Here is a 23,033-nt window from a genome sequence, read left to right on the forward strand (position 1 = left end):
ACTTTGCAACGTGGCGTTTTGGGGATGGGTTTGGGCATGCCGGTTTGAACAAGGTTGAAAATTTTTGTTAGGGCAGGACCATGATTGAGAACAAGAAGCGGCCGAACCCCATCGACGTACACGTTGGCAGTCGCATTCGCCTTCGGCGAACGATGCTCGGAATGAGCCAGGAAAAGCTCGGAGAGAGCCTCGGCATCACCTTTCAGCAGATCCAGAAATACGAAAAAGGCACCAACCGTGTCGGTGCCAGCCGCCTCCAGAATATTTCCAGCATTTTGAACGTTCCGGTTTCCTTCTTCTTCGAGGACGCGCCGGGCGAACAATCCTCCGGCCTGTCCGGCATGGCGGAAGCCTCCAGCTCCAACTATGTGGTCGACTTTCTTTCGTCGTCCGAGGGGCTTCAACTCAACCGCGCCTTTGTAAAAATCACCGATCCCAAGGTTCGCCGCAAAGTCGTCGAGCTGGTGAAGGCACTCGCCGCCGAAGCCGACAGCGAATAACCGCCATTCAAAATTCGGAGCAGAGACAAAAGCGGTCGCAACGGCCGCTTTTGGCATTTTTGGGGCAAAATTTGCCACTTTGCAGCAGATATAAAGATATATTTATGTCCTTCTACGCTTGTTTTTCTGATGCGAACTGAGTACCTACTAGGCAGCTTTTGTTCTTTGAGGGGAATCCCGGAATGCGCGCGAATTACCTTTTCACCAGCGAGTCAGTTGCCGAAGGTCACCCGGACAAGGTGTGTGACCGGATCTCCGACGAGATCGTGGATCTGGTCTACCGCGAAGCCGCCAAGACCGGCGTCAACCCCTGGGGCGTGCGCATTGCCTGCGAGACCCTGGCAACCACCAACCGCGTCGTGATCGCCGGTGAAGTGCGCCTGCCGCCGAGCCTGATGAAGAAGGACAAGAACGGCAACGACGTCATCAACCCTTCGAAGTTCAAGGCCGCTGCCCGCCGCGCCATCAAGGACATCGGCTATGAGCAGGACGGGTTCCACTGGAAGACGGCGAAGATCGACGTGCTCCTGCACTCGCAGTCCGCCGACATCGCCCAGGGCGTCGATAGTGCCGCCGACCAGCAGGGTGACGAAGGTGCCGGCGACCAGGGCATCATGTTCGGCTACGCCTGCAAGGAAACGCCTGACCTCATGCCGGCGCCGATCTATTACTCCCATAAGATCCTGCAGCTGCTCGCGACTGCCCGCAAGAAGGGCGACGGCGAAGTTGCAAAGCTCGGCCCGGACGCCAAAAGCCAGGTGACGGTGCGCTACGTGAACGGTAAGCCTGCCGAAGTCACGTCGATCGTTCTCTCCACCCAGCATCTCGACGAAAGCTGGGATTCGAAGAAGGTTCGCGCGGTGGTCGAGCCCTATATCCGCGAAGCCCTCGGCGATCTGCCGATCGCCGACGATTGCAACTGGTACATCAATCCGACCGGCAAGTTCGTCATCGGCGGTCCTGACGGCGACGCCGGCCTCACCGGCCGCAAGATCATCGTCGACACCTACGGCGGTGCTGCTCCGCACGGTGGCGGTGCGTTCTCCGGCAAGGACACGACCAAGGTCGACCGCTCGGCCGCTTACGCTGCCCGTTACCTCGCGAAGAACGTCGTTGCCGCCGGTCTTTCCGACCGCTGCACGATCCAGCTGTCCTACGCTATCGGCGTCGCACAGCCGCTGTCGATCTATGTCGACCTGCACGGCACCGGCAAGGGCGTGACGGAAGACCAGATCGAAGCCGCGATCCGCAAGAACATGGACCTGTCGCCAACAGGCATCCGCCGTCACCTCGACCTCAACAAGCCGATCTATGCCAAGACTTCGGCCTACGGCCATTTCGGTCGCAAGGCTGGCCGCGACGGCTCGTTCTCCTGGGAACGCACCGACCTCGTCAAGGCGCTCAAGGACGCCGTCAAGGTCAAGGAAGCAGCATGACCGACATGGAGCGTCGCGGACGCGCGACCGAAGCCTTCTTCGGTCGCCGCAAGGGAAAGGCTCTGCGCGAACATCAGGCAGAGCGACTGAACACCCTGCTTCCGGCGTTCCTCATCGATCTTTCAGCGGCTCCGCCCGAGCCGCTGAAGACCCTCTTTCCGGTGCCGACCGAAAGGCTGCGCCTGGAAATCGGTTTCGGCGGCGGCGAGCATCTGATCCATCGCGCCGTGGAAATGCCCTCGACCGGCTTTATCGGGGTCGAGCCTTTCATCAATTCCATGCAGAAGCTGCTGACGAGCGTCGACAAGGCAGGCGCCAGGAACGTTCGTGTCTACAACGATGATGCGACGCAATTGCTGGATTGGTTGCCGGACGCCTCGATCGACCAGATCGACCTGCTTTACCCGGATCCGTGGCCAAAGCGGAAGCACTGGAAGCGCCGCTTCGTGTCGAAGACGAACCTCGACCGATTCCACCGCGTGCTGAAGCCGGGCGGGCTGTTCTGCTTTGCGTCCGATATCGATACCTACGTCAACTGGACGCTGCTCAAATGCCGCGACCATGGCGGCTTCGAATGGCTAGCACAGAATGCGGCAGACTGGCTGACGCCCTACGAGGGCTGGCCGAGCACACGCTACGAGGCCAAGGCACGGCGTGAAGGCAGATCTTCCGCCTATCTCACATTCAAGCGCGTCTGAGCCTGCCTAGTGCAGGCTCACCGTTTTCAGCTCATCCTCAGCGGCCTTGAAGAAGGTGCTGGAGCGATTATCCGTCAAAAGGATCGGCGTGCCATCGGCGCCGAATAGCGCCCAGAGGTCAACGCTCGGATCGATGTCTGGCGCTTCCGGGAAGCACTTGGCAACTTCTTCGTTGCGCATCTTGCGGATATAGGCGACCTCGCCGTTGCCGATGCCGGCAAGTTCGGTTTTGGTCAGGTGCGAATTGGCTTCTTTCATCAACATTCCTGTACCTCCAAGAGAAGGGACCAACGGCTCAACATGCGCCGTTGTCCTACTGTGAGACCGAAATGTTAATTTTCTTCACCATGCGGCTCGGTTCGGGGCGGATGAGATCCACCGACAGCAACCCATTCTTGAGGCAAGCGCCCAAAACCTGCATGCCGTCGGCCAGAACAAAGGTCCGCTGGAACTGACGCGCGGCGATGCCGCGATAGAGATAATCGCGCTCTTCCTGCTCTGCCTGACGGCCGCGGATCGACAGCTGATTTTCCTCGACGGAGACATCGAGGTCGTCCTCAGCGAATCCCGCGACGGCAAGGGTTATGCGCAGCCTTTCCGGATCGCCGGAAGCGCGGTCAGGAGCAACGCGCTCGATATTGTAGGGGGGATAGCCATCACTCGCCTTGGAAAGGCGCTCCAGCGTCTTCTCCATGGCGTCAAAGCCCAAAAGCAGCGGGCTCGCGAAAGGCGTCATGCGGCTCATCTTTCAAGTCCTTGATTCAAGCGACCTTGCCGGACCTGAAATGCAGCATCCGACTGTCGACAATATGGGAATTGCCGAGCCCGGGCGCAAGGCGGACGTCCATGCTCGCTCCCGGGAAGCCAGCAAGGGTCCGACCTTGACAAAGCAGGCGCCGACTCGCATCAAATCCTGCCCGCGCCGGCTGTGCCGATTTGCGACGGGAATATAAACAAACGGTGCATGCCACGAAGACGCGCACCACGAGGATGGGAACGATCGGAATGGCAAACCCTAGAAAGATCATCATCGACACTGACCCCGGTCAGGACGACGCAGCCGCCATCATGCTGGCCTTTGGCAGCCCGGAAGAGCTCGATGTACTCGGCATCACCACGGTCGCCGGCAACGTGCCACTGTCCTACACCAGCCGCAATGCGCGCATCGTCTGCGAGCTCTGTGGTCGCACCGATACGAAGGTCTTTGCCGGCGCCGACAAGCCGATTGCGCGCAAGCTGGTGACCGCGGAGCACGTGCATGGCAAGACCGGCCTCGACGGTCCGGTTCTCGACGAGCCCACGATGCCGCTGCAGACGCAGCATTCGGTGGATTTCATCGTCGAGACGCTGCGCAGCGAGCCGGAAGGCGCAGTGACGCTCTGCACGCTGGGGCCGCTGACCAATATTGGCCTGGCCTTCCAGCAGGCGCCCGACCTCATCCCGCGCGTCCATGAACTGGTCATGATGGGCGGCGGCTTCTTCGAGGGTGGCAACATTACGCCGGCCGCCGAATTCAACATCTACGTGGATCCCGAGGCAGCCGACATCGTCTTCCGCTCCGGCGTTCCGATCGTGATGATGCCGCTCGACGTCACGCACAAGCTTCTGACACGCAAGGACCGCGTCAAGCGCATGGCTGATCTCGGCACACGCCCGGCCATCGCCATGGTCGAGATGCTGGAATTCTTCGAACGCTTCGATGTCGAGAAATACGGCTCGGACGGCGGCCCGCTGCACGACCCGACGGTTATCGCCTATCTGCTGAAGCCGGAGCTTTTCAAGGGGCGGACCTGCAATGTCGAGATCGAGGTGAAGTCGGAACTGACTGCCGGAATGACCGTCGTCGACTGGTGGCACGTGACCCACCGCAAGCACAATGCGCAGGTCATGCGCGATGTCGATGCGGACGGATTTTTCGATCTGCTGATCGAGCGTTTCGCCCGCATCTGATTTCGGATTGTTTGACGGGCGCCTGAGGGATCAGGCGTCCTTCTGGTCGAAAACCGAATTGGTTTCGGGTTCGACCAGCTTCGGTCCGCCCTTGGCGACGCCGACCATGGCCGGGCGCAGAACACGCTCGCCAATCGTGTAGCCAGCCTGAACGACCTGAACAACGGTGTTGTTCGGCACCTCAGGGTTCGGTACTTCGAACATGGCCTGGTGGAAATTCGGATCGAACTTCTGGCCAACCGGCTCCAGCTTTCGGACACCGTGGCGCTCGAGCGCCGCCAACATCGAGCGTTCCGTCATCTCGACACCCTCGATCAGCGTTGTCAGGCCGGCATCAGCGGCAGCCCTTGCTTCCTCCGGAATCGCATCGATGGCGCGACGCAGGTTGTCCGAAACGGCCAACATGTCGCGGGCGAAGCCAGCAGCCGAATAGGTCTTGGCGTCCTTGATTTCCCGCTCGGTGCGGCGGCGCAGGTTATCCATCTCGGCAGCAAGCCGCAGATAGCGGTCGCGCAGCTCTGCGTTCTCGCCCTTCAGAAGTTCCAGCGGATCGGGCTGTGCGGTGGCTTCGTTCTCGACGTTTGCGGCGGCGTCCGCTGCGGCTTCGGCCGCGGCTGCGTCAGGTCCGTTCTTCGTCGTTTCGTCAGTCATGACGTTCTCCGGTGATTGGTGTCTTTTAGGATGTGCCCGATATCGAGCTTTGACGGGCAAAAATCAAGTCTGCGTGACTGAAAAGCGCGCGATGCGGGGCAACTCATGCCGGGTTGAGCGAGAGGGCCAGCTTGACTTGCTCGCGCTAAAGTTCTTTTATTTTAGAGCTACCTAAACCTTTCTTGCTTCGGCCTAATCCTGGGTCAGGGAGCTGCTACCATGAGCGATCAGAAAAGCTATTCCGGGCGCTGCTTCTGCGGCGCCGTGGAGATTGTTGCTACCGGCGAACCGGTGGCGATGGGATACTGCCACTGTGCCTCCTGCCGGCATTGGTCCGCAGGGCCGGTCAATGCCTTCACGCTCTGGCAGCCGCAGGCTGTCCGGGTCACTAAAGGCGGAGAGCATGTCGAGGGCTATCAGAAGTCCGATACCAGCGTGCGGAAGTTCTGCGAGCTGTGCGGTGGGCATCTCTACACCGAGCACCCGACCTGGGGCGTCACCGACGTCTACGCGGCACTTCTGCCGGATCTCGACTACACCCCGGCGCTGCACGTGAACTATCAGGAGAGCGTGCTGCGCATTCGTGACGGCCTGCCCAAATATAAAGACATGCCCGCGGAGATGGGCGGCTCGGGCGACACGTTGCCTGAGTAGCCGCGCTACTTCGCGCCGCGTGACAGTCGCGTCATAAGCTGAGCGGTATAATCGACCATCGGGACGATGCGCGAGTAGTTGAGACGCGTCGGCCCGATCACTCCCACGGCACCGACAATGCGGTCGTCATCGTCACGATAAGGCGCAACGATCAACGACGAGCCGGAGAGCGAGAAGAGCTTGTTCTCCGAGCCGATGAAAATGCGCACACCTGGCCCGCTTTCGGCCAGATTGAGGAGTTCCAGCAAGCTGTCTTTTTTCTCGAGGTCGTCGAACAGCATGCGCAGGCGGTCGAGATCGTCGGCACCGGCGAGACCGGCGAGCAAATTGGCGCGGCCGCGAATGATGAGCTGAGCCGGTTTGCCTTCGTCCGCGCTGCCGGACCACACAGCGATGCCGCGCTCGACGAGATCCTGCGACAGCGTGTCGAGTTCGCGGCGGACATCGTCCTTCAGTCGGCTCAGCTGATTGCGCAGTTCCGGCAGCGTCTGGCCGGTCATATGCGCGTTGAGGAAGTTTGCGGCCTCGGTCAATTGCGATGATGTGACGCCTGCCGGAAGCTCGATGATGCGGTTTTCCACCTGGTCGTGATCGCCAACGAGCACCGCAAGCGCCTTGGTCGGCTCGAGGCGAATGAACTCGACATGCTTGAGCACAGGATCGCTTTTCGAGGTGATGACAAGTCCGGCGCCGCGCGAAATGCCCGAGAGCATTCGGCTCGCCTCGTTCATCATCAATTCCATCGGATTGTCGCGGCTTTCGGCGCGCACCTGCCGATCGATGTTGGCACGATCCTCGGCCGAGAGATCGCCCACCTGCATGAAGGCGTCGACGAAGAAGCGCAGGCCGATCTGCGTCGGCAGACGCCCGGAACTGACATGCGGTGAATAGATGAGGCCGAGTTCTTCCAGATCGCTCATCACATTGCGTACGGACGCCGGCGACAGCGACATCGGCAGGATTCGCGAAAGGTTGCGGGAACCGAGCGGTTCGCCCGTTTCCAGATAGCCCTCCACGATGCGGCGAAAGATTTCCTTGGAGCGTTCATCCAGCGCAGCCACTGCCTCTGAAACCGACGTCGATCTGAACTCCATGAAACCTTGCGTACCCGTGCTGACGATGATCCGACAAAATATAGCCAATCTCTCCGCAGCGGCAAAAGGGAAATTGCAAATGGACGCTGCCAATCGTAGAAGCTCTCAACACCATAGCACGCATGATCTACCCGAAGCCTGCTCACGCCTTCGGCACGATGATTAGGAGAATAGTATGCGGCCCTCAGGCAGAAAAACCGACCAGATGCGCAAGGTCTCTTTCGAGCGCAATTTCTCCAAGCACGCGGAAGGCTCCTGTCTGGTGAAGTTCGGCGATACGCATGTGTTGTGCACGGCGAGCGTCGAGGAAAAGCCGCCGGCATGGCTGCGCAACACCGGCAAGGGCTGGGTTACGGCCGAATACGGCATGCTGCCGCGCGCCACCGGCGATCGCATGAAGCGCGAAGCTGCGGCCGGCAAGCAGGGCGGTCGCACCCAGGAGATCCAGCGCCTGATCGGCCGCTCGCTGCGCGCCGTCGTCGACCTCAAGGAGCTCGGCGAGCGCCAGATCACCCTCGATTGCGACGTCATCCAGGCGGACGGCGGAACCCGCACCGCCTCGATCACGGGCGCCTGGATTGCGCTCTACGACTGCCTGAAATGGATGGAGAGCCGCAACATGCTCAAGGTCGAGCGCGTGCTCAAGGACCATGTCGCGGCCATTTCCTGTGGCATCTTCGCAAACCAGTCGGTCCTTGACCTCGACTATCTCGAAGACTCCTCGGCCGAGACCGACGCGAACTTCGTGATGACCGGCACTGGCGGTATCGTCGAAATTCAGGGCACCGCCGAAGGCACGCCCTTTACCGACGAGCAGTTCGCTTCGCTGATGACGCTCGCCAAGGGGGGCATTGCCGAACTCGTGGCGATGCAAAAGCAGGCGATCGCCGGATGAACGACGTGCTGGAAGGCATGCTGGAGACGGCGCTCTATGCTGAGGATCTCGACAAGGTCGAAGCCTTCTATGAAGGCGTTCTCGGTCTTTCGAAGATCTCGCGGAGCGGCAACCGGCATGTCTTCTTTCGCTGCGGCCCCGGCGTGCTGCTGATTTTCAATCCGAAAGAAACGATCAAGCCGCCCTCACCGACCGCGCTGCAGGTGCCGCCTCATGGCACAAGCGGTGCGGGACACGCCTGTTTCCGCGTCTCGGGCGAAAATCTCGATGCGATTGCCACCCGGTTGATGTCCGAGGGTGTCGCCATCGAATCCGAAGTCACCTGGCCGCAGGGCGGCCGATCGATCTATTTCCGCGATCCAGCGGGCAACAGCCTTGAATGCGCTGAAGCCCGTATCTGGGGCCTCGAATAGGACAATCATGCGCAAGCTCGAAACCAAGACCATTGTCGTTGCCAGCCACAATGCCGGCAAGATCCGGGAAATCCAGGACCTGATCGGCCCCTTCGGCTTCACCGCGAAGTCGGCGGCTGAATTGAACTTCGTGGAGCCTGACGAAACCGGCACCACCTTCGAGGAAAACGCAAAGATCAAGGCGCTCGCTTCTGCGGAAGCCGCTGGACTTCCGGCGCTGTCGGATGATTCCGGCCTCGCCATCGATGCGCTCGGCGGCGATCCTGGCGTCTATACCGCCAACTGGGCCGAGAAGCCCGACGGGACCCGCGACTTCGCGATGGCGATGGAGAAAGTCGAGGCGGCGCTGGACAAGGCCGGCGCTTCAAAGCCGGAACAGCGTACCGCCCGCTTCGTAAGCGTGCTCTGCCTTGCCTGGCCGGACGGCCATACGGAGCTCTTCCGCGGTGAAGTCGAGGGCACTGTCGTCTGGCCGCCGCGCGGCAGCCAAGGCTTCGGCTACGATCCGGTCTTTCAACCCGAGGGCTATGACACTACCTTTGGAGAGATGAGCGGGGAAGAAAAACACGGCTGGAAGCCGGGCGACGCAGAGGCCCTGTCGCACCGCGCCCGCGCCTTCAAGATTTTCGTCGAAACCTGCCTGGAAGCCTAAGGGCAACGTGGACACTTTGGAACAGCCTGACCTGATGCGCTATGCCGCTCTTCTGCCCGATACCGGCGAACCCGGCTTCGGCGTCTACGTGCATTGGCCGTTCTGCGCTGCCAAGTGCCCCTATTGCGATTTCAACAGCCATGTCCGCCACCAGCCGGTCGATCAGGAGCGCTTCACTGCGGCCTTCCTGAAGGAAATGGCAACGGTGCGCCAATTGAGCGGGCCGAAGACGGTGACGAGCGTCTTCCTCGGCGGCGGCACGCCCTCTCTGATGAACCCTTCGACGGTTTCGGCCATTCTCAATGGTATTGCCAAGCATTGGCATATGCCAGACGGTATCGAGATCACCATGGAGGCGAACCCCTCCAGCGTCGAGGCGGAGCGTTTCCGGGGCTATCGCGCCGCCGGGGTGAACCGCGTCTCGCTTGGCGTCCAAGCCTTGAATGACCGCGACCTGAAGTTTCTCGGACGGCTGCACGACGTTGCCGACGCGCTGAAGGCGATCAAGCTGGCACGCGACATCTTTCCGCGCATGTCCTTCGACCTGATCTATGCTCGCCCGAACCAGACTGTCGAGGAATGGGAGCGCGAGCTGAAGGAGGCGATCTCCTACGCGGTCGATCACCTCTCGCTCTACCAGCTGACGATCGAGGAAGGCACGCCCTTCTACGGCCTTCACAAGGCGGGCAAGCTTGTCGTTCCGGACGGCGATCAATCGGCATTGCTCTACGAAGCGACGCAGGAGATCACGGCTCGCGAAGGAATGCCGGCCTACGAGGTGTCCAACCACGCGCGCCCCGGCGCGGAGAGCCGCCACAACCTCACCTATTGGCGTTACGGCGACTATGCCGGTATCGGCCCCGGCGCCCACGGGCGGCTGACGCGCGGCGCGATGAAGATCGCGACGGCGACCGAGCGGAAGCCGGAAAGTTGGCTCGATCTCGTCGAGCGCGACGGCCACGGCATCCTCGATCAGGAACAACTCGGCTACGAGGAGCAGGCGGACGAACTGCTGTTGATGGGACTACGCCTGAAGGAAGGTGTCGATCTCGCCCGCTGGCAACAGCTTTCAGGCCGCGATCTCGACCCAAAGCGTGAAGAATTCCTGCTGGAACACGGCTTCGTCGAGCGGATCGGCAATTCACGGCTTCGCTGCACGCCGTCGGGTATGCTGATCCTCGATTCCGTCGTAGCCGACCTCGCCTGCTAGGCCGGCCGCTTTCGTCCCAGGGAAAACAACCGCCCGTCGATCGCCGCAAGGCCGATCGCGATCATCGCCATGCCGATCAGATGCTTGGCTTGCAGTTGCTCGCCGAGAATAGCTGCGCCGAGCAGGATGGCGCTGACCGGGATCAGGAAGGTCACGAGCATGAGGTTTGTCGCCCCTGCCGTTGCCAGGATGCGGAAGAACAGCACATAGGCGATCGCCGTCGACAGCAAGGCCAGACCCAGCAAGGCCATCCAGGTCTCGAGTGACGGGGCGGCCAAAGTCCAAGGTTGATCCACGACGAGCGCGATCGGCAGCATCAGGATCGTCGAAGCGGTAACCTGTCCGGCGGCGGGAATGAGCGGCGCCATGCCCATCTGGCGGAAGCGTCGGCCGAAGATCCCGGCGAAGGAGTAGGAGAGCGCAGCACCGAGCACGGCAAGCTGCGCCAGCACGTTCGAGCCGAGATCACGCAACACGTCGAAGCCAATCATGTAGGCAACGCCAGCAAAGCCAACGAGGACGCCGAGCAGGCGGTTGCCGGTCATCTTTTCGTCCGCGGTCAGGAAATGCGCGACGACGACACCGAAGAGCGGCGTCGTGGCATTCAGGATCGAGGCAAGGCCGCTTGCGATGTGCGTCTGGCCCCAGACGATGAGGCAGAAGGGGATCATGTTGTTCAGGATGCCCATGCCGAAGAACGCCGCCCAGGACCTAGCGTCGCGCGGCATCGCATGGCCAGTGGCTCGGACGATAAGGTTCAGCGCAAGTGCGGCAATCAGAACCCGGCCCGAGACGATCGTGAACGGCGGCAGGGTCTTCACCAGAATACCGTTGAAGAGGAAGGAGCCGCCCCATAACAGGGACAACACCAGCAGCATTCCCCACTCGGCAAGGCCCATCTGTTTCTGCTGCATTGTCTTCTCCCTAGTCAGCCTGACGGAATACATCCAGCCGCTGGCTGCCACCACCCGATTGTTGCGCGTCTCGAACGCGGCCATTCTCGATTAATTCTCGCTCATCGCGCAGCTTAAATCAGCTTTTTCGACGGCTTTCCTGCTGATATTATTGCGATGCCTGGCAGGAGACAAACGAGTCTTTCTCGATCCATGATATAGCTGAGCTAAACCATGAGCGACTATCTTCCCTCTCTTTCAGCACTTAGGGCCTTCGAAGCCGCCGCGCGACACCTCAGCATGACGCTTGCGGCAAAAGAGCTCAACGTCACGCCGGGCGCCGTCAGCCTGCAGATCCGTGACCTGGAAGCATCGCTTGGCGTCAAGCTCTTCGAGCGCAAGACGCGCGCGCTGGCCTTGACGGTTGAGGGCGCGGATTATTTTTCGACGCTTAGGGCAGCATTCCGTCTGGTCCGGGAGGCGACGGCGGCAATCACGGCGCGGGGACGCGGCGCCGTCCTCAACGTCACCTGCACGGCGGGATTTGCGACCTACTGGCTCGTGCCGCGTCTCGGGCGCTTCGAGGCGATGCACCCTGAAATCGACGTTCGCATCAGCGCATCGCACCGCGTGCTCGACTTTCAGCGTGACGGCATCGACCTCGCAATCCGCCACGGGCTCGGCGGGTATGACGGCCTGATCAGCGAGCGGCTCGTCGATGACGAACTCGTGCCGGTCTGCACGCCAAAGCTTGCCGCTGAACTGGGGAGCAATCCGTCGCCCGGCGCGCTCGCTGGTTTCCAACTGATCCATGACGTCTATCGCCATGACTGGCAACTCTGGCTGGAAGCGGCCGGCGCAATGGGGGTCGATCCGTCGCGCGGGCCGATCTTCATGCATGGCAACGGAGCCTATGACGCGATGAAGGCCGGGCTCGGCTTTGCCTTGATGCGACGCTCGTTTCTGGAGCGGGACCTGAAGGAAGGTGCGGTGATCACGCCTTTCCCGCTTGGGATCGCAAGCCGCCTTGCCTTCCACCTCGTCTATCCGGGCCCTGCGCTCGAGCGACCGGCAGCGGCGGCCTTTCGCCGCTGGCTGCTGACCGAGGCACAGGCCTGACCTGATTGTGGCTGATTTGTCATGCTGATTAAAAAGTGGAGCAATTTAATCATAAAATAGGGTTTTCTTCGGGCTTTTTCTTGACTATTACACTCCAGATAAAATTCTGCAATGAGCCTTCCGGTGTGATAAGCCAATGAATAATCTTCAATTTTCTTCTCGATTCCTTTCCACATCAGCTTTGACGGGCGTGGTGCTCGCCCATCTTCTCGCGCCGGCTGCGGCACAGGAGGCCGCGGGGCAGCAAGACGGAGCGACGGTTCTTGAAGATATCATCGTCAATGGCGGCAGCGGCGGCGTGATCCAGGCTGACGGCTATGTCGGCAAGAGCAGCGCGACAGGCACGAAGACCGACACGCCGTTCATCGAGATTCCTCAGTCGATTTCGTCGGTAACCGAGCAGCAGTTGAGGGACCGCAATCCGCAGAGCCTGCTCGATACGGTCGCCTACACACCGGGCACTCGTGTCGGTGCTTACGGCTTCGATCCGCGCTTCGATTCATTCTCGGTGCGCGGCTTCGACGTGACCTATACCGGGATCTTCCGCGATAACCTTCGTCAGCCCGGCGCAGGTTCGTCACTCTTCAAGACCGAGCCTTACGGCCTCGAAGGTGTCTCAATCCTGCGTGGACCATCCTCAGCGCTGTATGGAGCAACGGGCGCCGGCGGTCTCTACAACCTCATCACCAAGCGGCCGACGGAAGACGCTTTTCACGAAGTTCAGCTGCAGTATGGCACTGACCAGCGCTATCAGACCCAGTTCGACCTCTCGGGTCCCGTCAACAACGAGGACCCCTTCTACTATCGCCTGACGGGCCTCTACCGCGATGCCAACACGGAACAGGTCAGCGTTCCCGACGACCGCGTCTATATCGCGCCGGCCTTCATGTGGAAACCGGACGAAGATACCAAGCTTACCATTCTCGGCGAGTATTCCCGAACCAAGACCGGCGGTACGGCGGCCTACTATAACGATCCGGCCGGCAACGTAACCGACATTTTCGCAGGCAATCCGGCCTTCAACGATTCAGTCCAGAACCAGGCGCGCATCGGCTATGAATTCGAGCACCGGCTGAACGACGTCTTCGTGTTCCGCCAGAACGCCCGCGCATCGACGCTCAACATCGACGCCGACTGGGCCTTTGCCTACGCCCCCAACGCGGTCGATCCAAGTCTCCTCGACCGCAGCGCCGGCACGTTTGACGAGCGGCTGACGCCCTTCGTCATCGACAATCAATTGGAAGCCAAGTTCGAAACGGGGGCGGTCGACCATACGGTGCTTGCGGGCCTGGACCTGACCAAGCTGCGCTGGCGTTCGCTCGATGGTCGTGGCGTGTCGCCGCCGCTCGACACCAACAATCCGACCGCGGGAGCGTCCGTTGCACCGATCGACTTCGACACGCGCACCATCCAGGATCAATGGCAGGTCGGCACCTACCTGCAGGACCAAATCCGCTATGACGCATGGATACTCACCGTCGGCGGGCGCTACGACTGGGTTTCGACCGACACCGACAATACCGACCTCAGCACGAACGCTCTGACCAGCCTCTCGCAAAAGGACAAGGCATTCTCCGGCCGTGTCGGCTTGGGCTACGAGACCGATTTCGGCGTTGTACCTTATGCCAGCTACTCCACCGCCTTCGCACCCAATGCCGGTATCAACCAGGAGACGGACCAGCCCTTCAAGCCGACGGAAAGCGAGCAGGAAGAGATCGGCGTCAAGTACCTGCTCCCGAACAGCAACACGCTGCTGACGGCTGCGCTGTTCAATATCGACCAGAAGAACAGCCTCTACTACGAGGTCGTGAATCTGCCGACAGGACCGGCGAACATTCAGGTGCAGCGCGGCAAGATTCGCTCCCGTGGCTTGGAACTCGAAGCGAACACGAGCCTCGACAACGGCCTGTCGCTGGTCGCGTCTTATACCTACACCGATACCGAGATCCTGGAAGGAACGACCGGGACCGTTGGCAATTCCGTCTCGTCGGTTCCGAGGCACATGGCTTCGCTCTGGGCGAATTACACATTCCAGGAGAGCAGCCCGGTCTACGGCCTCGGCATCGGCTTCGGCACCCGTTATCTCGGCAAGAGTTACACCAGCGACGCCAACACGGCGCAGAACGGCTCACGCGTCCTCTTCGACGCCGCCATCAGCTATGATTTCGCGGCGCTGGACAAGAAATACGACGGCCTGAGCCTGCAGGTGAACGCCACCAACCTCTTCGACCGCCGGGAGGCCGTCTGCTCGGCGGGCTTCTGCTATCGCGACCAGGGCCGCGCCGTGATCGGCAGCCTGCGCTACACATGGTGAGCTGATGGCGAGCGCACAGCACCATGTCGCCGATCGAGGCCATAGCGCCTCGATCCTCTCGCCGGCTTTCGCCGGCGAGCATGCGTGGTGCAGCGAGAAGATGGTGCTCTCAACCGAGCTATCGGACGGGGTACCGCTGCCGCGCTTCTTCGGTGACGGCGGGTTCAGGCAGGCGATTGATCGTTATGCCGAGGCATGTGGAGACAGCGACAGGCGCGCCGTCGTCTCGATGTGGTCGTTATATTACTTCTCAACTCTTTCCATTCCGTACGTGCTGGCGCGCCGCCTCGCCGCGCAGGCGCTGCCGATCGCCTTCGATGAGATGACCATCGCATTGCAGGAGAACGGGCTGCCACGGGCGTTCGGCGTTCCACACCGGGGCGGGCATGCCGCGGTCGAGGAGGACGACGGGTTCGGGGCGATAGGTCCATTGTTGGAGCAACATCTTTCCGAGGCGGTCGCGAAACTCAACGCTTGCGGTATTTCGGCCAAGCTGTGCTGGAACAATGCCGCTGTCTATCTCGACTATGCGCTGCGATTGACCCGGCCAGCTGAAGGCCCCGATCTCACGGTGTTCGTGCGCGGCTGCCTGCCGGATGGCGGCGTCAATCCTCTTTGCGGCAGCGTCCGATATGTCGAGGAGGATGGTGAGCGCGTCGCCCGGCGGAAGATATGCTGCTTGCGCTACATGCTGCCCGGCGTGCCTAGCTGCGGCAAGCCTTGCGCTCTTCCGAGCCAAAGAAACGTACAATGACCCTTTCCACGATCACGAGACGTGGCTTTCTCGCCGCCGCGTCCACGACGCTCTGCGCGCCGGCTCTCTTGAAGGCCGAGACGCGCTGGCCGCTGACCGTGACCGACGCGGTCGGTCGAACGGTGACGATTTCAAGGAAGCCGAAGTCGATCATCCTCGGAACGGGATTCAATCTTTTCGCGCTGTCGCTGATCCATCCGGATCCGGTCAGCCTGCTTGCTGGCTGGGCGACCGACATGAAGACGGACAATCCGTTCATCTACGACGCCTTTCGCAGCAAGTTTCCGGCCCTCGACAAGGTCCCGCGCGTCAGCAATGGGCAGGCGGATGGCATGAACTTTGAGGCCGCACTCTCCTTGGAGGCGGACCTTGCAATCATGGGCAGGTGGCAGGCCGATGGCGAACAAGGCGAACGTGCCATCGACTATCTCCAATCGATCGGCGTGCCTGTCATCGTCGTCGATTTCAATCTCGATCCACTGAAGACCACCCCGCGAGACATTCGCCTCCTCGGCCGCGTTCTGGAATGCGATCGGCAAGCGGAAGATTATGCGCAGTTCTTCGAGAAGCGGGTGCAGCGCATCAAGGCGGAGTCGGCAGGGAGAGGCGAGGATGCGCCGCTGGTGCTGATGGACGCCTTCCCGAGCGCAACACGGGGCAGCTGGGCGATCGGCCGGACCGGCCTCGGCGAGTTGATCACGCTTGCCGGCGGACGCAACATCGCGGACAAGAACCTACCGCCGCAGGGCGGGCCGGTGACGGCGGAATACATCATCGCGGCGGAGCCGGACGTCTATATCGCCACCGGCTCGCCGGGTGGCGTCTACACCGTCTTCTCGATTGGCCCTGGCGTCGATCCCGCAGAAGCCCGTCGGTCGCTCCAAGAAACCGTTAAGGCACCCGCCCTTGCCCCACTGAAGGCTGTGCGCGAGGGAAATGTGCATGGCATGTGGAACTTCTTCAACGCCGTGCCGCTGAATGTGCTGGCGGCGGAAGCCGTGGCATCCTGGGTAAGGCCTGACCTGTTCGGCGATCTCGATCCGGCGGGCAGCCTCGCCGAAATCAACGAGCGTTTCGCTGCGGTCCCGTTCGAGGGGGCATACTGGACTAGCTTGGCGGGCTAACGTCCAGGCGCACCGGTCTTAAAAAGACTGCCGGTCGGCGTGTTGAGGAACATCTCCAGCGGAATGTATTCCTGATGCAGGAAGCCGGTGGACGGCAGCAGATCCTCGCGCACCATTTCGATCACGGCAACCACCGAGGCCGATGTCGTCCAGGCAATCGCCGTGCGGCGAGCGCCTGCTATCTCGATCGGATAGTAGGCGCGCACAAACTCCTTGCGGCGCAGGTTGCCGTTCTCCGTGCCCTCCGCTGCCACGTGGACATACACAACATCATCCTCGACCGGCGGCTTGGCGTTGGTGAGGATTTCACCGGCGAGCTTGCGCCTGTCGCGCATCAGGAGTTCGTGAAAGAAGAAGTTCATCAGATCCATGTGTCCGGGATAGCGCATCGTCTTGTAGTCGAGGTTCTCGACCTTGCCGAGCATGGTGTCACACATGGTGCCGAGGCCGCCTGATGTCGTGAAGGCCTCCAGCTTCACACCCTCGACGTAGATCGTCTCGTGCCATTCCATCGGCGAGACGAGCTTGCGAATGCCCCCCTCGATCACTTCGCAGTCGTTCAAATACTCATTGACCACGCCTTCGGGCGACCAGTTGAAGGCGTAGCCGAGGAGACCGGTCGGATGCTGCGGCAGGGCGCCGACGCGCATGCGAATGGAACGGCATTTGTCGAATCCATCCGCAAGGCTCGATCCGACAATACCGACGAAGCCGGGGGCGAGGCCACATTGCGGCGCCATCAGCCCGCGCGCGGTCTTGGATAGTTCGATGATGAAATTTGTGGTCGGCACGTCTTCCGTGAGGTCGAAATAATGGATCCCCGCAAGATGGGCAGCGCGCGCCAGGCCGATGTTGAGGTGATAGGGCAGGCAGGAAAGCACGGCCTCGACACTCGACAGCAGTTCGCCGATGGTGGTGGGGTCGGAAACGTCCCCACTCCTGCACTCGAACGGAAGGCTCTCTGTCGGCGCCTGAATATCGATGCCGAGAACGTCGAAGCCCCCCTCGTGCAGGAGCGTCGCTGCCAACCGCCCGACCTTGCCCAGCCCGAGAACGGCAATCCTGTCGAAACTCATCAACTCCCTCCCCTTTTGTGCACGCGGCACACGCTCCTCACAGCCAGCGTACAGAAGATTGTGCGCAAAAGAAAACGGCCGGAGCAATGCCCCGGCCGTCAAAGCACAGAAGGTTTCCCGACTATTCGTTGATCAGGCGCTTCAGCAACTCGATCTCATGCGAGAGCTTCGTATCCTCAGCAATCAACTCCTCGATCTTGCGAACGGCATGCAACACGGTCGTATGATCGCGACCGCCGAAGCGACGGCCGATTTCCGGGAAGGACCGCGGCGTCAGCGTCTTCGACAGATACATGGCGATCTGGCGCGGCTTGACGATGACACGGGTGCGGCGGTTCGAGACCAGCTCCTGGCGCGACACGTTGTAGTGCCGTGCGACGATGCGCTGGATATCCTCGATGCGGACGCGACGCGGCTCACCCGAACCAACAAGGTGGGCAAGAAGCTCGTCCACGCGCTCTACCGTCAGGTTCGGCTCGAAGGAGCGACGGAAAAGCAGCTGGTTGAAGGCGCCTTCCAGTTCGCGGCCGCTCGCAGTGATGTTGCGGGCAACATGGTTGAGCAGTTCCGCCGGGATTTCCAGTGACGGATCCTCGACGCGAGCTACGGCGAGGCGACGCTTCAGGATTTCGAGGCGCATTTCGTAGTCCGGCGCATCGAGCTCGATGGCAACGCCGCCCTGCAAACGCGAGCGGACGCGTGGATCGAGCGATTCCAACTCCCAGGGAGCGCGGTCGGCAGCGACCACGACCTGCTTGGCGCTGTCGAGCAGCATGTTCAGCAGGTGGCAGAACTCGTGCTGGATCATCTTCCCCTGCAGGAACTGCATGTCGTCGATGATCAGAAGGTCGATGTTGCGCAGCGAGTCTTTGAGCGTCAGAGCATCATTGTCGCGGATCGCGGTTGCGAAACGCCACATGAAATACTCTGCCGTCAGATAGACGACGCGCAGTGCGCGCGGGTTCTGAACCGCGGCATTGGCGATCGCCTGCAGAAGATGCGACTTGCCGAGGCCGACGCTGGAATGGACGAACAGCGGATTGAAACGGACAGCGCCCTGTCCGGCTTCCGCAATCGTCTTGGCGGCGGCAAGTGCCACGCGGTTCGAGCTGCCTTCGACGAAGGTGTCGAAGGTGAAGCGGGAATCCAGAGGCGAGCCGAAGAGCGGCTGGCCGGAGGTGGCAGGACGGGCTGCGGCAGCGGACGAAACCGCCTGCTGCGCAATCTGGCCGGCATGCTGCGCCACAGGGCGGCGCGTCTGCGCAGCGGCAACAGGCTCCGGGGAAACCGGCTCTTCAGCCGGCTTACCAACGCCACGCGTTGCCGTGCGAACAAGAATTTCGACTTTCAGGATTTCAGAGTCTTCGGCCCGGAACAGGCTGGTGATCAGCTCAAGATACCGATTGTTGATCCAGGACTTCAGGAAAGTCGTCGGCACCGTCAGGCGCACGACGCTCTTTGAAACCGAATGCAATTTCAGCCGTGCAAACCAGCTTGCATAAACATCCGGACCGACCTGCGCCTTCAGACGGGCGCTGACACGCTCGAAAAGTACACCATGCTTCATGTCTCCCTTTTCCCCTGCCGCCTCGGCGCAAATAGAGCCAAACGCCTGCGGTTCATTGTCCCCACTCTCCAGGACATCCGCCGTCATTGTATTCATCTGCATCATGCCGCCTTCCATTCGTCGGCCGACTTTGTTTCGTCGCCCGATTATTTCCCCGCTATGGCTAGAAAGTGGCACCCTCATGAGCCACTCGCCTGCCGGTTCACTCAAATACTGCCCCACTCGCAAGATGCTCCCGGGAAAGTGCGCGCCGCATCATGCGGTTCGACTGCGTTCCCTCGGACTGGATGCCGTTCCTCGTAACACCGGCGTCCAATCGTCCTGCCACGACTTCTCTTCCCAATTCGGCTTCACGCAACGCGTGCAACCAACACACAAAACATCACCGTTCCGCGACAGCCACATCGCGGTCAAAAATGCCTAACTGCGTGAAAAACCGAAGACTTTGACTCTCCGTAACAAGTGGCACAGGATCATCGCCCTGCCGACGTGGCAGTTTCAGACCAAGCCTTTACAGGTGATGTCTGGACCCCTTGTTGATCGGCATTTAGGCAGGATCGAATGCGGGAATCAACGATGAATTTTACGCAAAATTAAGAGCGGGCCGTTGACTCCGGCTGCAGTTTTTGAGCGTCACATCGATGTCAAAAAAGAATCGCTTTTGAATCAAGGGGATTCCGATTCTGGGCATTTTTGACACGCATAAAAAGAAAAAAATAAAAAAGCTTCTTGACTCTGCTCAGACCGCAGATTGTAGGGCCTGAGTCGAGCACACCTGAAGTATCCTACAACAAGTATTTGTTTTCATTGCATTTTTCATGTCACACGCCCGACATGAAATCGTCGCCGAATTAACCATACGGAAGCTAGTCGGCGGAATCGAAAAAGCCCGACAAAGTTGCCGGGCTAATCATAATGCTGCGTTTATTAACGAAAGATTATGCGGTCGCAGAAACCGACAGAGCCTTCACACGAGCTGCCAGGCGCGAAACCTTACGGGAAGCCGTGTTGGCGTGCACAACGCCCTTGCTTGCGGCGCGAGCCAGTTCCGGCTGCGCGGCCAGGAAAGCTTCCTTAGCCTTGGCAGCATCACCAGATGCGATTGCCTCTTCGACCTTGCGAACGAAAGTACGAACGCGCGAGCGACGAGCCTTATTGACGTCGGTACGGCGGGCGATCTTGCGGGTCGCTTTTTTCGCCGAAGTTGTATTGGCCATGGATGCCTCTCTAAGAATTCGAACAAACTCCGTCATCACCGCGGGCCTTGCGGCCACTTCATACAGCAATGCGGGAGCATAATCGGAAAACCGGAGTGGCTTCCCGAACCGTGGGCGGGCATATAACCCTAAAGCCGACCCACGTCAACGCGCATTTTCAAGGAAACGCCGCCTTTCTCCAAGGCTCAGCGGTTCTTAAAGGCAGGCTTACGCTTTTCGATGAAGGCCGTCATCCCCTCTTTCTGGTCTTCGGTGGAAAACAGGCTATGGAAAAGCCGGCGCTCGAAGCGCAGACCTTCGTCCAGGGTCGTCTCCAAGGCGCGGTTGACCGCTTCCTTGGCCATCAGAACGGAAGGACGCGACAGCGAGGCAATCCTGGCGGCCGCCTCCAGCGCCTCGTCCAACAGGCGCTCGGGCGCCACCACACGTGAAACGAGTCCTGCGCGCTCCGCTTCGGCGGCATCCATCATCCGGCCGGTGAGGATCAGATCCATGGCCTTATATCTGCCGACGGCGCGCGTCAGCCGCTGAGAGCCGCCCATGCCGGGGATGACGCCGAGGGTGATCTCGGGTTGGCCGAACTTGGCAGTCTCCGAAGCGATGATGATGTCACACATCATCGCGAGTTCGCAGCCACCGCCAAGCGCAAAGCCGCTGACGGCAGCGATGACAGGCTTGCGCACCTTGGCAACGTCGTCCCAGCCGCTCATCAGATCGCGGCTATAGACATCGACGTAGCCGAGAGGCTGCATTTCCTTGATGTCGGCACCGGCGGCGAATGCGCGCTCGGAGCCAGTCAAAACGATCGCACCAATAGCGTCGTCGGCCTGGAAGGCTTCATGAACCTGTAGAAGCTCCTTCAGCACTGTAGAATTCAGCGCGTTCAGCGCCTGCGGGCGATTCAATGTGATGAGCCCTACCGCTCCGCGAGTTTCGACGATCAGCGTTTCGTAGGCCATGGACAATCCTCCCGTTATTTTTGGCAGTCAGGGCAGTAGAAGGTCGAGCGCCCCGCCTGAACGATGCGCGCGACCGTACCGCCGCAACCGGGCGTGCGGCAAGGTAGACTTTCGCGATCATAGACCGAGAAAGAGTGCTGGAAATACCCGAGAGACCCATCCGTCTGGATATGATCCCGCAGGGACGAGCCCCCCGCCTTGATGGCGTCGGCGATGACGTCGCGGATCGACGCAACGAGGAGGTCCATCTGCTTGCTCGGCTTACCGGTCTTGGTGACGACAGTCGCCGCTGCCCGGGTGGGGCGCAAATGCGCGCGCCACAGCGCCTCGCAGACATAGATATTGCCGAGCCCGGCAATATTCTTTTGATCGAGCAGCGCGCTCTTCAGCGGCTGCGCCTTGCCCATGAATCGTTCCGCCAGATAGGCAGCGCTGAGTTCGTTGCCGGTCGGCTCCGGCCCGAGGCCGAAGAGGAAGGGATAGAGATCAAGCTCGGAGCGCTGCGCCATATCCATGAAGCCGAAGCGGCGCGGGTCATTATAGATGACGCGGCTGATGCCATTCGGTCCTTCCAGGTGGAAGATCGCGTGGTCGTGCTTTTCATCCTTCGAACGGGCATGATGAAACTCGCCGGGAGCATCGGATAGCGGTCCTGCCTCGATGCGGAAGGAACCTGACATGCCGAGATGCGAGATGATCGTCGTGCCGTCATCGAGATCGATCAGCAGATATTTGGCGCGGCGACCGAGCGCGACGATTTCGCGACCGGTTGCCCGCGCCTCCAAACCGTCCGGAAAGGGAAATCGCAGGTCCTTGCGGCGCAGTTCCAGGCGGGCGATCCGCGCGCCTTCCATGGTGGGGGCAAGCCCGCGTCTGACGGTTTCGACTTCTGGCAATTCCGGCATCTTAACCCATCTATATCTAACATGTTTCAACCACGGGCGTTGTGCGCTATAGCGCCAAGGTGCCGCAGCTTTGACCGTGGCCCACAGATAGCGCTGCGCGGGTCCGTTCGCTATGGTCGCCGCGCCGATTTCAGATAGATGGAGTATTTCGATGTCAGAGAGCCGTACCTCCGCCGAAGGCGGCATGGAAACATCCTACGGCTTCCGCGAAGTGGCGGATGGTGAAAAGCAGGGCCTCGTCAACGAGGTCTTCCATAAGGTCGCCAAGCGCTACGACATCATGAACGACGTCATGTCGGTCGGCATGCATCGCGTCTGGAAGGATGCGATGATCTCAGCCCTCAATCCGCGCAAGGAACCCGGCTACAAGGTTCTCGACGTTGCCGGCGGCACCGGCGATATCGCGTTTCGCATCGTCGAGGCCTCGAACCGGCAGGCCCATGCAACCGTGCTCGACATCAACGGCTCGATGCTCGCCGTCGGAGCCGAACGCGCCGCCAACAAGAAGCTCTCCGACAACCTGACTTTCGTCGAGGCCAATGCCGAGGACTTGCCGTTCGAAGCAAACAGCTTCGACGCCTATACGATTGCCTTCGGCATCCGCAACGTGCCGCGCATCGACGTGGCGCTCAGCGAAGCCCATCGCGTGCTGAAGCGCGGCGGCCGGCTGCTCGTGCTCGAATTCTCCGAAGTGGACATGCCACTGCTCGACCGCGTCTATGACAGCTGGTCGTTCAACGCCATTCCGAAGTTCGGCAAGGCGATCACCGGCGAGGCCGAGCCCTATCAGTATCTCGTCGAATCCATCCGTAAGTTCCCCAACCAGGAGAACTTCGCCGAGATGATCCGCAATGCCGGCTTCTCGCGCGTGAGCTTCACGAATTATACCGGCGGCATCGCAGCCCTTCATTCCGGCTGGAAGCTCTGACGCATGGTTGAGGGCACATCGTTC

General features: G+C 60.7%; 24 protein-coding genes. 14 read left to right on the top strand and 10 right to left on the bottom strand.

From position 1 onward, the window contains the following. Positions 1 to 80 precede the first annotated feature (80 nt). The 3 genes from C934_RS0102405 (at position 81) to trmB (ending at position 2,634) form a co-directional block, all read left to right on the top strand. On the top strand, positions 81 to 500 hold the full coding sequence (locus C934_RS0102405) for a helix-turn-helix domain-containing protein (RefSeq protein ID WP_018855116.1): 420 nt from the start codon (positions 81 to 83) through the stop codon (positions 498 to 500). A gap of 182 nt (positions 501 to 682) precedes the next feature. After that, positions 683 to 1,936 (top strand): methionine adenosyltransferase, encoded by a 1,254-nt coding sequence (gene metK, locus C934_RS0102410; protein WP_018855117.1) that lies wholly within the window; start codon positions 683 to 685, stop codon positions 1,934 to 1,936. Next, positions 1,933 to 2,634 (top strand): tRNA (guanosine(46)-N7)-methyltransferase TrmB, encoded by a 702-nt coding sequence (trmB, locus tag C934_RS0102415; protein ID WP_018855118.1) that lies wholly within the window; start codon positions 1,933 to 1,935, stop codon positions 2,632 to 2,634. Before metK ends, trmB begins: the two co-directional genes overlap by 4 nt. Positions 2,635 to 2,640: 6 nt before the next feature. Here trmB and C934_RS0102420 read toward each other — a convergent pair whose 3' ends face one another. Together C934_RS0102420 and C934_RS0102425 are read right to left on the bottom strand one after the other, a co-directional pair. Then, on the bottom strand, positions 2,641 to 2,898 hold the full coding sequence (locus C934_RS0102420; protein WP_007799651.1) for a DUF1150 family protein: 258 nt from the start codon (positions 2,896 to 2,898) through the stop codon (positions 2,641 to 2,643). 49 nt (positions 2,899 to 2,947) lie between these two features. Further along, entirely contained in the window at positions 2,948 to 3,379 is a 432-nt protein-coding gene (locus C934_RS0102425; protein ID WP_026371512.1) for an Hsp20 family protein, read from the bottom strand. A 260-nt stretch (positions 3,380 to 3,639) separates the two neighbouring features. On the opposite strand from C934_RS0102425, the gene C934_RS0102435 reads away from it, so the two are divergent. Further along, a complete protein-coding gene (locus C934_RS0102435) occupies positions 3,640 to 4,584 on the top strand; it encodes a nucleoside hydrolase (protein WP_018855121.1) in 945 nt (314 codons plus the stop codon). A 30-nt stretch (positions 4,585 to 4,614) separates the two neighbouring features. Here C934_RS0102435 and grpE read toward each other — a convergent pair whose 3' ends face one another. After that, the gene (grpE, locus tag C934_RS0102440) at positions 4,615 to 5,235 is read right to left on the bottom strand and encodes a nucleotide exchange factor GrpE (RefSeq protein WP_018855122.1); all 621 of its coding nucleotides are present in this window, start codon (positions 5,233 to 5,235) and stop codon (positions 4,615 to 4,617) included. A gap of 219 nt (positions 5,236 to 5,454) precedes the next feature. Here grpE and C934_RS0102445 point away from each other — a divergent pair, with 219 nt between their 5' ends. After that, entirely contained in the window at positions 5,455 to 5,889 is a 435-nt protein-coding gene (locus C934_RS0102445; RefSeq protein ID WP_018855123.1) for a GFA family protein, read from the top strand. A 5-nt stretch (positions 5,890 to 5,894) separates the two neighbouring features. Here the strand turns inward: C934_RS0102445 and hrcA are convergent, their stop codons facing one another. Next, positions 5,895 to 6,983 (bottom strand): heat-inducible transcriptional repressor HrcA, encoded by a 1,089-nt coding sequence (gene hrcA, locus C934_RS0102450; RefSeq protein WP_018855124.1) that lies wholly within the window; start codon positions 6,981 to 6,983, stop codon positions 5,895 to 5,897. Positions 6,984 to 7,158: 175 nt separating this feature from the next. Here hrcA and rph point away from each other — a divergent pair, with 175 nt between their 5' ends. Genes rph through hemW form a run of 4 tightly spaced genes read left to right on the top strand, consistent with a single transcriptional unit; the run spans position 7,159 to position 10,153 of the window. Continuing rightward, on the top strand, positions 7,159 to 7,878 hold the full coding sequence (gene rph / locus C934_RS0102455; RefSeq protein ID WP_018855125.1) for a ribonuclease PH: 720 nt from the start codon (positions 7,159 to 7,161) through the stop codon (positions 7,876 to 7,878). Then, positions 7,875 to 8,291, top strand: a complete 417-nt coding sequence (locus tag C934_RS0102460; RefSeq protein WP_018855126.1) for a VOC family protein — start codon at positions 7,875 to 7,877, stop codon at positions 8,289 to 8,291. The genes rph and C934_RS0102460 overlap by 4 nt, the downstream gene beginning before the upstream one ends. Positions 8,292 to 8,298: 7 nt before the next feature. Next, complete coding sequence (gene rdgB, locus C934_RS0102465) at positions 8,299 to 8,943, top strand: RdgB/HAM1 family non-canonical purine NTP pyrophosphatase (protein WP_018855127.1); 645 nt, start codon at positions 8,299 to 8,301, stop codon at positions 8,941 to 8,943. Positions 8,944 to 8,977: 34 nt separating this feature from the next. After that, positions 8,978 to 10,153 (top strand): radical SAM family heme chaperone HemW, encoded by a 1,176-nt coding sequence (gene hemW / locus C934_RS0102470; RefSeq protein ID WP_018855128.1) that lies wholly within the window; start codon positions 8,978 to 8,980, stop codon positions 10,151 to 10,153. On the opposite strand, the gene C934_RS0102475 is transcribed toward hemW, so the two are convergent. Then, positions 10,150 to 11,067, bottom strand: a complete 918-nt coding sequence (locus tag C934_RS0102475) for a DMT family transporter (protein ID WP_026371514.1) — start codon at positions 11,065 to 11,067, stop codon at positions 10,150 to 10,152. The two genes, hemW and C934_RS0102475, sit on opposite strands and share 4 nt — an antisense overlap. Positions 11,068 to 11,280: 213 nt before the next feature. On the opposite strand from C934_RS0102475, the gene gcvA reads away from it, so the two are divergent. The 4 genes from gcvA to C934_RS0102495 all read left to right on the top strand — a co-directional run bounded on the left by gcvA (position 11,281) and on the right by C934_RS0102495 (position 16,357). Beyond that, positions 11,281 to 12,165, top strand: coding sequence for a transcriptional regulator GcvA (gcvA, locus tag C934_RS0102480; RefSeq protein ID WP_018855130.1), 885 nt, complete (start codon positions 11,281 to 11,283; stop codon positions 12,163 to 12,165). 136 nt (positions 12,166 to 12,301) lie between these two features. Beyond that, complete coding sequence (locus tag C934_RS0102485; RefSeq protein WP_018855131.1) at positions 12,302 to 14,479, top strand: TonB-dependent siderophore receptor; 2,178 nt, start codon at positions 12,302 to 12,304, stop codon at positions 14,477 to 14,479. 4 nt (positions 14,480 to 14,483) lie between these two features. After that, positions 14,484 to 15,233 carry a siderophore-iron reductase FhuF gene (gene fhuF, locus C934_RS0102490; protein WP_018855132.1) on the top strand — a complete coding sequence of 250 codons (750 nt, stop codon included), beginning with the start codon at positions 14,484 to 14,486 and terminating at the stop codon, positions 15,231 to 15,233. Further along, positions 15,230 to 16,357 (top strand): ABC transporter substrate-binding protein, encoded by a 1,128-nt coding sequence (locus tag C934_RS0102495; RefSeq protein WP_018855133.1) that lies wholly within the window; start codon positions 15,230 to 15,232, stop codon positions 16,355 to 16,357. The genes fhuF and C934_RS0102495 overlap by 4 nt, the downstream gene beginning before the upstream one ends. On the opposite strand, the gene C934_RS0102500 is transcribed toward C934_RS0102495, so the two are convergent. From C934_RS0102500 to mutM, 5 genes are all read right to left on the bottom strand, one after another. Then, positions 16,354 to 17,433: a saccharopine dehydrogenase family protein gene (locus C934_RS0102500; RefSeq protein ID WP_018855134.1), complete on the bottom strand. Its 1,080-nt coding sequence runs from the start codon at positions 17,431 to 17,433 to the stop codon at positions 16,354 to 16,356. The two genes, C934_RS0102495 and C934_RS0102500, sit on opposite strands and share 4 nt — an antisense overlap. Before the next feature lie 121 nt (positions 17,434 to 17,554). Beyond that, positions 17,555 to 19,102 carry a chromosomal replication initiator protein DnaA gene (gene dnaA, locus C934_RS0102505; protein WP_026371516.1) on the bottom strand — a complete coding sequence of 516 codons (1,548 nt, stop codon included), beginning with the start codon at positions 19,100 to 19,102 and terminating at the stop codon, positions 17,555 to 17,557. Positions 19,103 to 19,938: 836 nt separating this feature from the next. Further along, positions 19,939 to 20,217: a 30S ribosomal protein S20 gene (rpsT, locus tag C934_RS0102510; protein ID WP_016552476.1), complete on the bottom strand. Its 279-nt coding sequence runs from the start codon at positions 20,215 to 20,217 to the stop codon at positions 19,939 to 19,941. Between the two features lie 185 nt (positions 20,218 to 20,402). Next, a complete protein-coding gene (locus tag C934_RS0102515; RefSeq protein WP_018855136.1) occupies positions 20,403 to 21,176 on the bottom strand; it encodes an enoyl-CoA hydratase in 774 nt (257 codons plus the stop codon). Positions 21,177 to 21,190: 14 nt separating this feature from the next. Next, on the bottom strand, positions 21,191 to 22,081 hold the full coding sequence (gene mutM, locus C934_RS0102520) for a bifunctional DNA-formamidopyrimidine glycosylase/DNA-(apurinic or apyrimidinic site) lyase (protein ID WP_018855137.1): 891 nt from the start codon (positions 22,079 to 22,081) through the stop codon (positions 21,191 to 21,193). A gap of 151 nt (positions 22,082 to 22,232) precedes the next feature. Here mutM and ubiE point away from each other — a divergent pair, with 151 nt between their 5' ends. Next, on the top strand, positions 22,233 to 23,009 hold the full coding sequence (ubiE, locus tag C934_RS0102525) for a bifunctional demethylmenaquinone methyltransferase/2-methoxy-6-polyprenyl-1,4-benzoquinol methylase UbiE (RefSeq protein ID WP_018855138.1): 777 nt from the start codon (positions 22,233 to 22,235) through the stop codon (positions 23,007 to 23,009). Positions 23,010 to 23,033 lie beyond the last annotated feature (24 nt).

Source organism: Rhizobium sp. 42MFCr.1 (genome assembly GCF_000377185.1).
GTDB lineage: Bacteria > Pseudomonadota > Alphaproteobacteria > Rhizobiales > Rhizobiaceae > Rhizobium > Rhizobium altiplani.

Bases quoted from the DNA above. Each gene is read 5' to 3' on its own strand.
- C934_RS0102405 (WP_018855116.1), top strand. From the start codon at position 81: ATGATTGAGAACAAGAAGCGGCCGAACCCCATCGACGTACACGTTGGC.
- metK (WP_018855117.1), top strand. From the start codon at position 683: ATGCGCGCGAATTACCTTTTCACCAGCGAGTCAGTTGCCGAAGGTCAC.
- trmB (WP_018855118.1), top strand. From the start codon at position 1,933: ATGACCGACATGGAGCGTCGCGGACGCGCGACCGAAGCCTTCTTCGGT.
- C934_RS0102420 (WP_007799651.1), bottom strand. From the start codon at position 2,898: ATGTTGATGAAAGAAGCCAATTCGCACCTGACCAAAACCGAACTTGCC.
- C934_RS0102425 (WP_026371512.1), bottom strand. From the start codon at position 3,379: ATGAGCCGCATGACGCCTTTCGCGAGCCCGCTGCTTTTGGGCTTTGAC.
- C934_RS0102435 (WP_018855121.1), top strand. From the start codon at position 3,640: ATGGCAAACCCTAGAAAGATCATCATCGACACTGACCCCGGTCAGGAC.
- grpE (WP_018855122.1), bottom strand. From the start codon at position 5,235: ATGACTGACGAAACGACGAAGAACGGACCTGACGCAGCCGCGGCCGAA.
- C934_RS0102445 (WP_018855123.1), top strand. From the start codon at position 5,455: ATGAGCGATCAGAAAAGCTATTCCGGGCGCTGCTTCTGCGGCGCCGTG.
- hrcA (WP_018855124.1), bottom strand. From the start codon at position 6,983: ATGGAGTTCAGATCGACGTCGGTTTCAGAGGCAGTGGCTGCGCTGGAT.
- rph (WP_018855125.1), top strand. From the start codon at position 7,159: ATGCGGCCCTCAGGCAGAAAAACCGACCAGATGCGCAAGGTCTCTTTC.
- C934_RS0102460 (WP_018855126.1), top strand. From the start codon at position 7,875: ATGAACGACGTGCTGGAAGGCATGCTGGAGACGGCGCTCTATGCTGAG.
- rdgB (WP_018855127.1), top strand. From the start codon at position 8,299: ATGCGCAAGCTCGAAACCAAGACCATTGTCGTTGCCAGCCACAATGCC.
- hemW (WP_018855128.1), top strand. From the start codon at position 8,978: ATGCGCTATGCCGCTCTTCTGCCCGATACCGGCGAACCCGGCTTCGGC.
- C934_RS0102475 (WP_026371514.1), bottom strand. From the start codon at position 11,067: ATGCAGCAGAAACAGATGGGCCTTGCCGAGTGGGGAATGCTGCTGGTG.
- gcvA (WP_018855130.1), top strand. From the start codon at position 11,281: ATGAGCGACTATCTTCCCTCTCTTTCAGCACTTAGGGCCTTCGAAGCC.
- C934_RS0102485 (WP_018855131.1), top strand. From the start codon at position 12,302: ATGAATAATCTTCAATTTTCTTCTCGATTCCTTTCCACATCAGCTTTG.
- fhuF (WP_018855132.1), top strand. From the start codon at position 14,484: ATGGCGAGCGCACAGCACCATGTCGCCGATCGAGGCCATAGCGCCTCG.
- C934_RS0102495 (WP_018855133.1), top strand. From the start codon at position 15,230: ATGACCCTTTCCACGATCACGAGACGTGGCTTTCTCGCCGCCGCGTCC.
- C934_RS0102500 (WP_018855134.1), bottom strand. From the start codon at position 17,433: ATGAGTTTCGACAGGATTGCCGTTCTCGGGCTGGGCAAGGTCGGGCGG.
- dnaA (WP_026371516.1), bottom strand. From the start codon at position 19,102: ATGCAGATGAATACAATGACGGCGGATGTCCTGGAGAGTGGGGACAAT.
- rpsT (WP_016552476.1), bottom strand. From the start codon at position 20,217: ATGGCCAATACAACTTCGGCGAAAAAAGCGACCCGCAAGATCGCCCGC.
- C934_RS0102515 (WP_018855136.1), bottom strand. From the start codon at position 21,176: ATGGCCTACGAAACGCTGATCGTCGAAACTCGCGGAGCGGTAGGGCTC.
- mutM (WP_018855137.1), bottom strand. From the start codon at position 22,081: ATGCCGGAATTGCCAGAAGTCGAAACCGTCAGACGCGGGCTTGCCCCC.
- ubiE (WP_018855138.1), top strand. From the start codon at position 22,233: ATGTCAGAGAGCCGTACCTCCGCCGAAGGCGGCATGGAAACATCCTAC.